Genomic DNA, 13,445 nt, shown 5'->3' with positions numbered 1-13,445 from the left:
CCCCCGGCGAGTGCCTGGACGGTCCGTGTCAGAGCTTGCCCGCGGCCGCCATCGCGACGTAGGTCGGATCGAAACGCAGCTTGACGTTGTTCTTGTTGCCGACGACGACGCCCTTGTCGAACGCCATGCCGACCGCGTCCGCGCTCTTCGCGTCCTGTCCGAGCAGGCCGTGATCGAAAGAGAACTTCGCGACGCGCGTCATGATCTTCGGCATGTCGGCGCTGGTGACGAAGTCGAGCGCGGCTTGCGGCGAATAGAAGAGGGCGGTCGTGGCCAGTTGGCCCTTGAAGTTGGCGAGATCGGTGCCCGAGGCCTTCGCCATCGCGGTCAGCGCGGACGTGCTGGCCGCGGAGTCGGTGTGCATCAGCGCGACCATTTCGAACCATGCACCGGTCAGCGCTTTGCCGAGGGCGGGGTTCTGCTGCAACGTCTTCGTGTTGACGACCATCATGTCCATGATTTCGCCGGGGATCTTGCTGGAGTCGAAGACTTCGCTGACGTTCGGCTGCGACTTCAGATCGGCGAGCATCGGATTCCAGGTGACCGCGTTGTGAACCGTGGGGGTCGCGAATGCGCCCGAGATGTCGGCATCCGAGGTGTTCACGACCTTGAGGTCGCGCTCGCTCATGTGAGCGCTTTCGAGCGCGCGTGCGAGCAGGTAGTGGGAGACGGAAAACTGCACGAGGTTGACCTGCTGCCCCTTCAGGTCGGCGATCTGCTTGCCCTTGCCCTTCATCAGCACGCCGTCGTTGCCGTTCGAATAGTCGCTGACGATCAGGGCCGTCGAATCCACGCCGCCGGAGGCGGGAATCGTGAGCGCGTCCATGTTGGTCATCGCGCAGCCGTCGAACTTGCCGGCCGTGTACTGATTGATGGACTCGACGTAGTCGTTCAGCTGCACGACGTCGACATTGATGCCGTATTTCCTGGCCCATTTGGACACGATGCCCTGGGTTTTCGCCTCACCCCACGGCATCCAGCCGGCGTAGATGGTCCAGCAGACCTTGAAGTCGTTGCGGCCCGCGGCGAACGTGGGGCTCGAGGCGAAGGTGGCGAGGGAGACGGCGGCAATGCCAAGACAGCGAACGAGCTTGAACATGGGTTGACCTCGGAGGGGACGGTTAGCGACGGCAGGGAGCAGCGCAAACATCGCGTTCTCTCCCGGGCTTTTGTCCCGCCGTGTAACCTCGCCTGAGGTCGACAGCTCTCGGACCAGCACCTGCGTGAAGCAGGCCGGAACCCTAGCCGTCCATTTCCAGATTGTTTGTCGAACCGGAGGTTGCGCCGGCTCCTTGCGCGGTCTTTAAAGCGGGAAGTGTGCCAGGGGCCATACCGAGGGTTGGTCGTTAGCTTTGTGCGGCGAAGGGCAAGTTTTTGCCCTGGGGCGGGGAAGGTGTGCACTGATGTGTGTCAGGGAGCGCACTCGATTCGGGCGTGAGAGGACGGGTATCCGACTCAGCGATGCCAGACAAGATGCAACGGTCGTAGCGGGCTGCCTTGCTGCTCGCATGCGTCTGCGCCGTTCGAACCTGTTATTTGATGCCATCCCTATCGAATGCGAAACGAACCGCAAGTCAATGTCGTCCGGCAGATTCCACGCAGCGTGTGGGTTCTAGGATGTGTGAGTCTTTTCATGGACATCTCATCCGAAATCATCCACAGCCTGCTGCCGATGTTTCTGCTGGCAAGCCTTGGCGCCGGCGCCGGCACGATCGGGCTCATCGAGGGCATCGCGGAGGCCACGGCCCAGATGGTCAAGGTGTTTTCGGGAACGCTGAGTGACTACCTCGGCAACCGAAAGTGGCTCGCCGTAGCAGGGTATTCGCTCGGCGCAATGAGCAAGCCGCTTTTTGCCATTGCGTCGTCGGTTGGAGTCGTGGTGACGGCGCGCGTCATTGACCGTGTCGGCAAGGGCGTTCGCGGTGCGCCTCGCGATGCACTCATCGCGGATGTCACGCCGCAGCACCTGCGTGGCGCGGCCTTCGGCCTGCGCCAGTCGCTCGATACGGTCGGTGCGTTCCTCGGACCGCTGCTGGCCGTTCTCATCATGCTGATATGGGCAGATAATTTTCGGCTTGCCTTCTGGCTTGCCGTCATTCCCGGTGTGCTCGCGGTTGCGCTGTTGACGTTTGGTATCACGGAGCCTGAGCACGAGCCTCGCGCCAAAAGAAGCAATCCTGTGCGGTGGCAGAGTCTCAGGGAGCTTGGTTTGGACTACTGGTGGGTCGTAGGGATAGGCGCCGTTTTTGCGTTGGCGCGATTCAGCGAGGCTTTTCTGGTGCTTCGTGCGATGGGCAGCGGCGTACCGATTGCGCTCGTTCCGCTCGTCATGGTGGCAATGAATATCGTCTACGCGCTGTCCGCTTATCCGTTCGGGAAGCTCGCGGACACGATGCGGCATACGCGGCTGCTGATAAGTGGTCTGATCGTGTTGATTGGCGCCGACCTCGTGCTTGCACACGGCACCCACTGGAGCATAGTCGTCGTAGGCGTAGCGCTGTGGGGGCTGCACATGGGGATGACGCAAGGTCTGCTCGCTACGATGGTCGCGCACACGGCACCTGCGCATCTGCGCGGGACTGCGTTCGGTTTCTTCAATCTGCTGAGCGGCATCGTGACGCTGGTTTCGAGCGTTATCGCAGGCCAGTTGTGGGAACGTCTGGGCGCAGCCGCGACCTTTTATGCGGGCGCAGCCTTCGGTGTGATGACCGTGGTGCTGCTGCTCTTTCACCCGACACCGACTCAATCTCTTCACGACCTGAGCTAACGTGGCATAGCCGGGGTATCCGTCTGGAAAATGCGCGCATTGTTGCCGCTATTTCCCCAACGTCGAGTGGTGTGTCGCTGCGTCTGCCTGAACTCGGATGCCCATCGGTCGTCAGGCTTCGTGGCAGCGTTTCAAAACAAAAAAGCCGCTGTCCTTGTGGGACAGCGGCTTTTTCTTGAAGCTGGTGGCGAATCAGGGACTCGAACCCCGGACCTGCGGATTATGATTCCGTCGCTCTAACCGACTGAGCTAATTCGCCGAAAGAAGCGAGATTATGCTGGGGCCACCGGGGGCTGTCAACCCCCGGCTCACAACTTTTTCAGATAGCTCCGGCTGTCGGTCCACTCAATCCTTCGCGTAGATATCCGAGTCCTTGGTTTCGCGCACGAACAGCATGCCGATCACGAAGGTGACCACCGCGATGATGATTGGATACCAGAGCCCCGAGTAGATGTTGCCCTTCGCCGCGACGATCGCGAACGCGGTGGCCGGCAGGAAGCCGCCGAACCAGCCATTGCCGACGTGATACGGCAGCGACATCGACGTATAACGGATGCGCGTCGGGAACATCTCGACCAGCATCGCCGCGATCGGCCCGTAGACCATCGTCACGTAGATCACGAGGATCGTCAGGATCACGATGCTCATCGGCCAGTTGATCTGAGCCGGATCAGCCTTCGGCGGGTAGCCGGCGGCCTTCAGCGTCGCGGCGAGCGTCTTCTCGAACGTCTTGGCTTGCTCCTTCGCGTCGCCGGCGCGGCCGTCGAACGTGTTGACGACCGTATCGCCCACTCGGATCTGCGCGATCGTGCCGGCAGGCGCCGCGACGTTGTCGTAGTTCAGGCCGGCTCGCGACAGCGCGCCCTTCGCGATGTCGCATGAGCTCGTGAACTTCGCCGTGCCCACCGGGTTGAACTGGAACGAGCACTCGGCCGGATCGGCGATCACGACGATCGGCGACTTCGCGGTTGCCGCTTCGAGCGCCGGGTTCGTGTAGTGCGTGAGCGCCTTGAACAGCGGGAAGTAGGTGAGTGCGGCGATCAGCAGGCCGGCCATGATGATCGGCTTGCGGCCGATGCGATCCGACAGCGAGCCGAAGAACAGGAAGAACGGCGTGCCGATCAGCAGCGCGAGCGCGATCATGATGTTGGCGCTCGAACCGTCGACCCTCAGCGTCTGCGTGAGGAAGAACAGCGTGTAGAACTGGCCCGTGTACCAGACGACAGCCTGGCCGGCCGTCAGGCCGAGCAGCGCGATAATCACGACCTTCAGGTTCTTCCATTGGCCGAACGCTTCGGAAAGCGGCGCCTTCGAGGTCTTGCCCTCGGCCTTGATGCGCGCGAACACCGGCGACTCATGCAATTGCAGGCGAATCCACACCGACACAGCGAGCAGCAGGATCGACACGAGGAACGGAATCCGCCAGCCCCAGGCGCCGAACGCGTCTTCGCCCATGAGCGTGCGAACGCCGAGAATCACGAGCAGCGACAGAAACAGACCGAGCGTGGCGGTGGTCTGGATCCATGCGGTGTAGAAGCCGCGGCGGTTCGCCGGCGCGTGTTCGGCCACATAGGTCGCGGCGCCGCCGTACTCGCCGCCGAGCGCGAGACCCTGCAGCAGGCGCATCGCGATGAAGAGCACCGGCGAAGCGATGCCGATCGCCGCGTAGCCCGGCAGGAAGCCGACGAGGAACGTCGACAGGCCCATGATGACGATCGTGATCAGGAACGTGTACTTGCGCCCGACCATGTCGCCGAGCCGCCCGAATACGATCGCGCCGAACGGCCGCACCGCGAAGCCCGCCGCGAAGCTGAGCAGCGTGAAGATGAACGCCGCGGTCGGATTGACGCCGGAGAAGAAGCTCTTGCTGATGAAGGCCGCAAGCGAGCCGGCCAGATAAAAGTCGTACCACTCGAAAACCGTACCCAGCGACGATGCGAAGATCACCCGCTTCTCATCGCGCGTCATCGGCACGCGCGAGATTTGCCCGCCAACGGTAGCCATATTGTCGTCTCCAATATTGATATATCCACGGATCGCCGGCACAGCCGTTCCCGTGCAACCGATTATTGGAGTGGAAACTTACGGCGTTCTGACTCGGCGCCTGAACCTGGGGTAGTCCGGTAAGTGGACGAAAGGCGTTCAATTTCCGCTAATGTGCTGGTATGTTCCCGCAACCCACGCTGAAATATCTCAAAAAACGCTGACCGTCAAGCTGACGATAGAGGCGCGTTAGGGTAAGTCCCGTTCGAGCACGTGCAAGCTGACGCGCACCAGTGTGCCGGCGAGCCGCGGTGACTCTTGGTAGACGTTGTCGTCGATGGCGAGCTCGCCGCCATGCATTGCCGCAATCTCGCGCACGATCGCGAGGCCGAGGCCGCTGCCGTCGCCCTCGCGGCCCAGAATCCGGTAAAAGCGCTCGACCACACGCGAGCGCTCGCTGGCCGGAATGCCGAGCCCGGTGTCCTCGACTTCCAGGTGCACGAGCCGCGTGGGGGCGTCGTGCCGCACGCGCACGGTGATGCGGCCGCCCGCCGGCGTATAGCGGATCGCGTTGTCGATCAGGTTCGACAGCATTTCACGCAGCATCACCGGATTGCCGGCGACTTCGACGGGCTCGTCGGGCGCTTCGTAGCCGATGTCCATCTGCTTCGCGAGCGCGGCCTGCACCCATTCGCGCACCGCGCTGCGCGCGAGTTCGCCCAGTTCGAGCGGCGTGAAGATCTGTCCCGACCGACGGTTTTCCGCGCGCGCCAGCGCGAGCAATTGCGTGACGAGCCGCGCGGCCTGCTCGGAGCTCGTCGCGATCTGTTCGAGCGAGCGACGAACCTCGGCCGACGCGTTCTGGCGCAGCGCGAGCTCGGCCTGGGTGCGCAGGCCGGCCAGCGGCGTTTTCATCTGATGCGCGGCGTCGGCGATGAAGCGCTTCTGCAGCTCCATGTTCTGTTCGAGGCGCGTGAGCAGATCGTTGAACGACGTGACGAGCGGCTCGATTTCCGGCGGCGCGCGGCGCGCTTCGAGCGGCGACAGATCGTCCGGCCGGCGCGCGCGGATATGCGCCTGCAGCGCATGCAGCGGCTCGAGCCCGCGCGACAGCCCGAACCACACGAGCAGGATCGCGAGCGGCAGGATCACGAACTGCGGCAGGATCACGCCCTTGATGATGTCGTTGGCGAGCTGGCTGCGCTTGTCGAGCGTTTCGGCGACCTGCACGAGCACGGCCTGCGCGCCCGGCGTCTGCGGAAACTCGACGGTCGTGTAGGCGACGCGGATGTCGTTGCCGCGCAGCACGTCGTCGCGGAATTCGACGAGACCCGGTGGCGGGCGGTCCTCCTCGTGCGGCAGTGGCATGTCACGCTCGCCGGCCACGAGCTCGCCGCGCGTGCCGAGCACCTGAAAGAACACGCTGTCGACGTTGTCGGCGCGCAGGAAATCGCGCGTCGACTCGGGCAGCGACAGCTCCGCGACGCCATTGACCGGATGGATCTGGCGCGCGAGCACGTAGGCGTCGGTTTCGAGCGCGCGGTCGAACGGCCCGTTCGCGATCGACTTCGCGACCAGATAGGTGACCGCGAGGCTCATCGGCCACAGCAGCAGCAGCGGCGCGAGCATCCAGTCGAGAATTTCGCCGAACAGCGAGCGCGGACGCGCTTCGGCGGCGGCTTCGGTTTCGTCGGGCGCGGCGAACGGATTGGCGTAGCGCGCGTCGCGCGCCTCGTCGAGGTCCGCCGCGTGCGCCGTGGCGCGATCAGCGCGTGCGGACATCGCTGGCCTCTATTTGTAGTGGTGGCTCGCCGGCATCGCGGTGGACGACGGCGCGGTGGACGATTGTGCCGCTTGTGCCTTCTGCGGCTCGGAGCCGGCCGGGGTGGCGGGCGCGCTCGCATTCGCCGGCGACGCCGCTTTTTCGAGACAGTAGCCGAGCCCGCGCACGGTGATGATGCGCACGCCGCTCGGTTCGATCTTCTTGCGCAGCCGGTGCACGTAGACTTCGATCGCGTTGTTGCTGACTTCCTCGCCCCATTCGCACAGATGGTCGACGAGCTGCTCTTTCGAGACCAGCCGGCCGATCCGTTGCAGCAGCACTTCGAGCAGACCGAGCTCGCGCGCCGACAGATCGATCGCCTGGTCGTTGACGTAGGCGATGCGGCCCACCTGATCGAACGACAGCGAGCCATGCCGCACGACGGTCGGGCCGCCGCCCGCGCCGCGCCGTGTCAGCGCGCGCACGCGCGCTTCGAGTTCGTTCAGCGCGAAGGGCTTGGCCATGTAATCGTCGGCGCCGAGGTCGAGGCCTTTGACGCGTTCGTCGACGCTATCGGCGGCGGTCAGGATCAGCACGGGCAGGTTCGAATTGCGCGCGCGCAGGCGGCGCAGCACCTCGAGCCCGGACATGCGCGGCAGGCCCAGATCGAGGATCAATAGGTCGAACGTCTGCATTGACAACGCGGTATCGGCTTCCACGCCGCTTTTCACGTGATCGACCGCATAGGCCGATTGGCGGAGTGATCGAACCAGACCATCCGCGAGTATGCTGTCGTCTTCGGCAATCAGAATTCGCATGATGCGCCAGCCTGGCTTTGCCGGCACCGTGGGGTTGCCCCGGCGCGCAGCGGTCTCCGAACATTATTGTGGGTAGTTGGGGCGATGCGACAGTAAAAGATGCGCGTTCGCATCACAATCGCACTTGCCAAAACTACTGTTTTTTTATACAGTGTCTGCGTTTCGTGTGATGTCCTGGAGACTCCGCTCAATTCGAGTGGAACCACGGGTGCACATCTGCCTCAGACGCCGTTCATCATAGCAAAGGACGATTCATGGAAGAAAGCAAGAAAGGCTCGGCTGGACTGACTGCTGAAAAGAGCAAGGCTCTCGCCGCCGCGCTCGCGCAGATCGAAAAGCAGTTCGGCAAAGGGTCGGTCATGCGGCTCGGTGCAGGTGAGGCAGTCGAAGACATCCAGGTGGTCTCCACCGGATCGCTCGGCCTCGACATCGCACTGGGCGTCGGCGGTTTGCCGCGCGGCCGCGTGGTCGAAATCTACGGTCCGGAATCGTCCGGTAAAACCACGCTGACGCTGCAGGTCGTCGCCGAAATGCAGAAGCTCGGCGGCACCGCGGCGTTCATCGACGCGGAACACGCGCTGGACATTCAATACGCGGGCAAGCTCGGCGTGAACGTCGCCGACCTGCTGGTCTCGCAGCCGGACACCGGCGAACAGGCGCTCGAAATCGCCGACGCGCTGGTGCGCTCGGGCTCGATCGACATGATCGTGATCGACTCGGTCGCGGCGCTGGTGCCGAAGGCGGAAATCGAAGGCGAAATGGGCGACTCGCTGCCGGGTCTGCAGGCGCGTCTGATGTCGCAGGCGCTGCGCAAGCTGACCGGCACGATCAAGCGCACGAACTGCCTCGTGATCTTCATCAACCAGATCCGCATGAAGATCGGCGTGATGTTCGGCAACCCGGAAACCACCACGGGCGGTAATGCGCTGAAGTTCTACGCGTCGGTGCGTCTCGACATTCGCCGCATCGGCTCGATCAAGAAGAACGACGAAGTGATCGGCAACGAAACCCGCGTGAAGGTCGTCAAGAACAAGGTGGCGCCGCCGTTCCGTGAAGCGATTTTCGACATCCTGTACGGCGAGGGCATCTCGCGTCAGGGCGAAATCATCGACCTCGGCGTGCAGGCGAAGATCGTCGACAAGGCCGGCGCATGGTACAGCTATAGCGGCGAGCGGATTGGTCAGGGCAAGGACAATGCGCGTGAATTCCTGCGCGAAAATCCGGATATCGCTCGCGAAATCGAGAACCGTATCCGCGAATCGCTGGGCGTTACCGCGATGGCGAACGCCGTGACCGGCGCGGACGCTGAAGTCGCGGGCGAAGAAGAGTAAGCATCAAGTGATACGCAAAGGCCGGCCGCTGTCCGGTTTCGACTCCGGACGCTATCCGGACGGCCCGCGCGACGCGGCGGACGGATCGCCTGAGTCCGGCGATCCGTTCGAACCGTTCGAACCGTTCGAACCGTTCGACGCACATGACCGCGCCGCGGGCCGCGGCCCGCAGCGTACGCGGTCTGCGCCCGCTGCAGCGTCGTCCAGCCGGGATTCCTCCGGACTCGATTCCCCAATCCCCTCCGAGGTCACCTACACCCGCTCGCGTCGCCAACCCGGCGAAGAGAAGCCGGGCCAGTCCGACAAAGACGACAGCAGAAAATCCCAACGCCCCGCCCGTTCGCTGAAAGCGCGCGCGCTCGGCTATCTGTCGCGCCGCGAATATAGCCGCGCCGACCTCGCCCGCAAGCTGAAGCCTTACGTCGAGGAAACCGATTCGCTCGACCCGGTGCTCGACGCGCTGCAGGCCGAAAACTGGCTATCCGACTCGCGCTTCGCGGAAAGCCTGATCCATCGGCGCGCATCGCGGCTCGGCACGAGCCGCATTCTCGGCGAACTGAAGCAACACGCGCTCAACCCGGCGCTCGTCGAAGAGGCGAGCGCGCAATTGCGCGAAACCGAACTCGCGCGCGCCCAGGCGGTCTGGCGCAAGAAGTTCGGCCAGTTGCCGCAAACGCCGGCCGAGCGCGCGAAGCAGGCGCGCTTCCTCGCGTCGCGCGGCTTCTCCGGCGCGACGATCGGCAAGATCCTGAAGGGTATCGACGCCATCGGGGACGGCGACTAACACGCCAGTCTCGACGGGTAGGGCAAATACCGCGCCGTAACCTGGCGCCAGGCCGTGCGCAATCGGGGCTGTCCCAAATACCCGTTATGCTAAACTCGAGAAGTTTTCCAATCCGGCCTTTCCTTCCCGCATGTCGCTCTCCCCGCCAGTGTCCCGTCAGTTGCGCCATCGTCGCGCAATCAGAGCGGAAGCTTACGAGCGAGCCGATGGCCTGTGGGATGTGGAAGCGTGCCTGACCGACGAAAAGCCACGCGATGTGGCGCTTGCGTCGGGTGTCCGGCCCAATGGTCAGCCGATCCATGAACTCTGGCTTCGCATCACCATCGATCGCAAGCTCAATGTCGTCAACGCCGAGGCGTCGTCCGACTGGGTGCCCTATCCAGGGTTGTGCCAGGCTAGCAATCCCGCCTACCGTGCCCTCATCGGGCTCAATCTGTTCCACAACTTCCGTCGCGATGCTGCCCGTTTGCTGGCCGGCACGGCCGGTTGCACGCATCTCACCGAGCTGTGCGCGATCCTGCCGACCGCCGCGATCCAGGCGTTCGCCGGCGACGTATGGAACACCGATGACGGCACGCCGGGTGCGAACGCGGGTTCGGGAGACGAATCGTCTAACGGCACAGGCGAGCATTCCAACGACAAACCGCCATTCCAGCTGGGACGCTGCCACGCGCTGCGTTTCGACGGCGAGGCGGTGAAACAGTTTTATCCGCGCTGGTATGGTCATGCACCGCGTCCGGCGGAACGCGCGGCCTCGTCGGACGGCGCGGCGGCCCGCGAACGAAGCGGCGACGCGTCGGCCTGAACGGCGGCAACGGAATCGAAGTTCTATCCAACTCTCAGACTGAAGGGAATCACGCATGAAGATTCACGAGTACCAGGGTAAGGAAATCCTGCGGAAATTCGGCGTCGCGGTACCGCGCGGCAAGCCGGTCTTCTCGGTGGATGATGCGGTTAAGGCCGCGGAAGAGCTGGGCGGCCCGGTGTGGGTCGTGAAGGCTCAGATCCACGCGGGTGGCCGTGGCAAGGGCGGCGGCGTCAAGGTCGCCAAGTCGCTGGAACAGGTTCGCGAGTACTCGAACCAGATCCTCGGCATGCAGCTCGTCACGCACCAGACCGGTCCGGAAGGCCAGAAGGTGAACCGCCTGCTGATCGAAGAAGGCGCCGACATCAAGAAGGAACTGTATGTCGGTCTCGTGATCGATCGCGTTTCGCAGAAGATCGTCGTGATGGCGTCGAGCGAAGGCGGCATGGACGTCGAAGAAGTCGCGGAAAAGACGCCTGAGCTGATCCACAAGGTTGCCGTCGATCCGTCGACCGGCCTGAAGGACTCGGAAGCAGACGACCTCGCGAAGAAGATCGGCGTGCCCGACGCTTCGATCCCGCAAGCTCGCGCGATCCTGCAAGGCCTGTACAAGGCATTCTGGGAAACCGACGCATCGCTCGCCGAAATCAACCCGCTGATCCTGACCGGCGACGGCAAGGTCATCGCACTCGACGCGAAGTTCAACTTCGACTCGAACGCGCTGTTCCGTCACCCGGAAATCGTCGCGTACCGCGATCTTGACGAAGAAGATCCGGCTGAAATCGAAGCGTCGAAGTTCGACCTCGCGTACATCTCGCTCGACGGCAACATCGGCTGTCTGGTGAACGGCGCCGGCCTCGCAATGGCAACGATGGACACCATCAAGCTGTTCGGCGGCGAACCGGCGAACTTCCTCGACGTCGGCGGTGGCGCGACGACCGAGAAGGTCACCGAAGCGTTCAAGATCATGCTGAAGAACCCGAACCTGACCGCGATTCTGGTCAACATCTTCGGTGGCATCATGCGCTGCGACGTGATCGCGGAAGGCGTGATCGCGGCGTCGAAGGCCGTGTCGCTGAAGGTGCCGCTCGTGGTCCGCATGAAGGGCACGAACGAAGACCTGGGCAAGAAGATGCTCGCCGAATCCGGCCTGCCGATCATCTCGGCGGACAGCATGGAAGAGGCGGCTCAGAAGGTCGTCGCGGCTGCTTCGGGCAAGGCGTAAGCCAGCTGTCCACGGCGCATTTACCAGCTCATTTGCCAGGTTTACGAGTGGCGGCGCGCAAGCGACACAGGCGTGAAGCATCGCGCCGAGTGGCGCTACCGCGCGACGCCAAACGAACAGAGGTCAATACATGTCGATTCTGATCAACAAAGACACCAAGGTCATCACGCAGGGCATCACCGGCAAGACCGGTCAGTTCCACACGCGTGCTTGCCGTGAATACGCAAACGGCCGCGAAGCGTACGTTGCGGGCGTGAACCCGAAGCGCGCCGGCGAAGATTTCGAAGGCATCCCCATCTACGCGAGCGTCGCTGAAGCCAAGGCTGAAACGGGCGCGACCGTGTCGGTGATTTACGTTCCGCCGGCAGGCGCTGCCGCCGCAATCTGGGAAGCAGTCGAAGCCGACCTGGATCTCGCAATCTGTATCACGGAAGGCATTCCCGTCCGCGACATGATCGAGATCAAGGACCGTATGCGTCGCGAAAACCGCAAGACGCTGCTGCTCGGACCGAACTGCCCGGGCACGATCACGCCGGACGAACTGAAGATCGGCATCATGCCGGGTCACATCCATCGCAAGGGCCGCATCGGCGTCGTGTCGCGTTCGGGCACGCTGACGTATGAAGCAGTCGGCCAGCTGACCGCGATCGGCCTCGGCCAGTCGTCGGCAGTCGGTATCGGCGGCGACCCGATCAACGGTCTGAAGCACATCGACGTGATGAAGATGTTCAACGACGATCCGGATACGGACGCCGTCATCATGATCGGCGAAATCGGCGGTCCGGACGAAGCGAACGCTGCTGAGTGGATCAAGGACAACATGAAGAAGCCGGTGGTTGGCTTCATCGCTGGCGTCACGGCGCCTCCGGGCAAGCGCATGGGCCACGCCGGCGCGCTGATCTCGGGCGGTGCGGACACCGCCGAAGCGAAGCTGGAAATCATGGACGCGTGCGGTATCAAGGTCACGAAGAACCCGTCGGAAATGGCGCGTCTTCTGAAGGCGATGCTGTAAATCGAATTCGCGTGCCGTTGGCGCGCGATTTTGATACGCTTACGAACTCCTTTCGTAAGCGGGCGGTCCCGAAAAGCGGGGGAGTGCAGACTCCCCCGCTTTTTTTTTCGTCCGCGCTTGCGCCGCGGTTCTGTCCGCGCGGTCGATTTTTTCTTATGCTTTTTTCCATGCTCGAATTCTTCACGACCCTCCATTGGGGCTCGGTCTTTCAGATCATCGTCATCGACCTTCTGCTCGGCGGCGACAACGCGGTCGTGATCGCGCTCGCCTGCCGCAACCTGCCGCAGTCGCAGCGCATGCGTGGGATCGTGTGGGGGACCGCCGGCGCGATCGCGCTGCGCGTCGTGCTGATCGCGTTCGCGGTCGTGCTGCTCGACGTGCCGTTCCTGAAGTTCGCGGGCGGCTTGCTGCTGCTGTGGATCGGCGTGCGCCTGCTCGCGCCGGCGCACGACGCTCACGACAACGTGAAGCCGGCCGACAAGCTGATCTCGGCGGTGAAGACGATCATCATCGCGGATGCGGTGATGAGCGTCGACAACGTGATCGCGATCGCGGGCGCGGCCGAAGCCGCGGAGCACGAGCACCAGTTGGCATTGGTGATCTTTGGCCTCGTCGTGAGCATTCCGCTGATCGTGTGGGGCAGCCAGCTGATTCTGAAGCTGCTCGATCGCTTTCCGGGCATCGTACTGTTCGGCGCGGGCCTGCTCGGCTGGATCGCGGGTGGTCTGATGGTCAACGACCCGGCCGGCGACCGCTGGCCGATCCTCGACACGCCAGTCGCCGAATACGGGATGAGCATCGCGGGCGCGCTGTTCGTCGTGATCGTCGGTTATCTGTTGAAGCGCCGTAACGCGAAACGCGCGGCGGTGTGAGCATGGCGCTGACGGTGCATCGCTGCCTGATTCGTGATGCCGTCCGAATGCAAGCCTGGCCATCCGGCTGACTGTGACGCGCGAGC

Annotated in this window: 11 protein-coding genes, 1 tRNA gene and 1 riboswitch; of the genes, 7 read left to right on the top strand and 5 right to left on the bottom strand. The window is 63.4% G+C overall.

All coding sequences use genetic code 11. From position 1 onward, the window contains the following. Positions 1 to 28: 28 nt before the first annotated feature. Positions 29 to 1,099: a putative urea ABC transporter substrate-binding protein gene (locus tag OKW29_RS32425; RefSeq protein WP_187616418.1), complete on the bottom strand. Its 1,071-nt coding sequence runs from the start codon at positions 1,097 to 1,099 to the stop codon at positions 29 to 31. A 57-nt stretch (positions 1,100 to 1,156) separates the two neighbouring features. Beyond that, a riboswitch (guanidine-I (ykkC/yxkD leader) is annotated at positions 1,157 to 1,256 on the bottom strand. A 299-nt stretch (positions 1,257 to 1,555) separates the two neighbouring features. Between OKW29_RS32425 and OKW29_RS32420 the strand changes: the two genes are divergently transcribed. Then, positions 1,556 to 2,767: an MFS transporter gene (locus tag OKW29_RS32420; RefSeq protein ID WP_429293892.1), complete on the top strand. Its 1,212-nt coding sequence runs from the start codon at positions 1,556 to 1,558 to the stop codon at positions 2,765 to 2,767. Positions 2,768 to 2,949: 182 nt separating this feature from the next. Here OKW29_RS32420 and OKW29_RS32415 read toward each other — a convergent pair. The 4 genes from OKW29_RS32415 to OKW29_RS32400 all read right to left on the bottom strand — a co-directional run bounded on the left by OKW29_RS32415 (position 2,950) and on the right by OKW29_RS32400 (position 7,330). Next, a tRNA-Met gene (locus OKW29_RS32415) sits at positions 2,950 to 3,026 on the bottom strand. Positions 3,027 to 3,112: 86 nt separating this feature from the next. Then, positions 3,113 to 4,771: an MFS transporter gene (locus OKW29_RS32410; RefSeq protein ID WP_429293891.1), complete on the bottom strand. Its 1,659-nt coding sequence runs from the start codon at positions 4,769 to 4,771 to the stop codon at positions 3,113 to 3,115. Between the two features lie 228 nt (positions 4,772 to 4,999). Next, complete coding sequence (locus OKW29_RS32405) at positions 5,000 to 6,532, bottom strand: sensor histidine kinase N-terminal domain-containing protein (RefSeq protein ID WP_429293890.1); 1,533 nt, start codon at positions 6,530 to 6,532, stop codon at positions 5,000 to 5,002. Positions 6,533 to 6,541: 9 nt separating this feature from the next. Continuing rightward, positions 6,542 to 7,330: a response regulator gene (locus OKW29_RS32400; protein ID WP_429293889.1), complete on the bottom strand. Its 789-nt coding sequence runs from the start codon at positions 7,328 to 7,330 to the stop codon at positions 6,542 to 6,544. Between the two features lie 254 nt (positions 7,331 to 7,584). Between OKW29_RS32400 and recA the strand changes: the two genes are divergently transcribed. From recA to OKW29_RS32370, 6 genes are all read left to right on the top strand, one after another. Continuing rightward, on the top strand, positions 7,585 to 8,661 hold the full coding sequence (recA, locus tag OKW29_RS32395) for a recombinase RecA (RefSeq protein ID WP_018421721.1): 1,077 nt from the start codon (positions 7,585 to 7,587) through the stop codon (positions 8,659 to 8,661). 7 nt (positions 8,662 to 8,668) lie between these two features. Beyond that, positions 8,669 to 9,445, top strand: a complete 777-nt coding sequence (recX, locus tag OKW29_RS32390) for a recombination regulator RecX (RefSeq protein ID WP_429293888.1) — start codon at positions 8,669 to 8,671, stop codon at positions 9,443 to 9,445. A gap of 130 nt (positions 9,446 to 9,575) precedes the next feature. Next, positions 9,576 to 10,250, top strand: a complete 675-nt coding sequence (locus OKW29_RS32385) for a DUF2889 domain-containing protein (RefSeq protein WP_429293887.1) — start codon at positions 9,576 to 9,578, stop codon at positions 10,248 to 10,250. 55 nt (positions 10,251 to 10,305) lie between these two features. Next, positions 10,306 to 11,475 (top strand): ADP-forming succinate--CoA ligase subunit beta, encoded by a 1,170-nt coding sequence (sucC, locus tag OKW29_RS32380; RefSeq protein ID WP_013090442.1) that lies wholly within the window; start codon positions 10,306 to 10,308, stop codon positions 11,473 to 11,475. 130 nt (positions 11,476 to 11,605) lie between these two features. Beyond that, positions 11,606 to 12,487: a succinate--CoA ligase subunit alpha gene (gene sucD, locus OKW29_RS32375; protein ID WP_184058350.1), complete on the top strand. Its 882-nt coding sequence runs from the start codon at positions 11,606 to 11,608 to the stop codon at positions 12,485 to 12,487. A 167-nt stretch (positions 12,488 to 12,654) separates the two neighbouring features. After that, a complete protein-coding gene (locus tag OKW29_RS32370; protein WP_429294983.1) occupies positions 12,655 to 13,359 on the top strand; it encodes a TerC family protein in 705 nt (234 codons plus the stop codon). The last annotated feature ends 86 nt before the right edge of the window (positions 13,360 to 13,445 follow it).

Origin of the sequence: Paraburkholderia sp. CI3 (assembly GCF_050436505.1) — a bacterium.
Taxonomy (GTDB): domain Bacteria; phylum Pseudomonadota; class Gammaproteobacteria; order Burkholderiales; family Burkholderiaceae; genus Paraburkholderia; species Paraburkholderia tuberum.
Note: the sequence above shows the minus strand (reverse complement) of the source record. Positions and strands in the feature narration are given on the sequence as shown.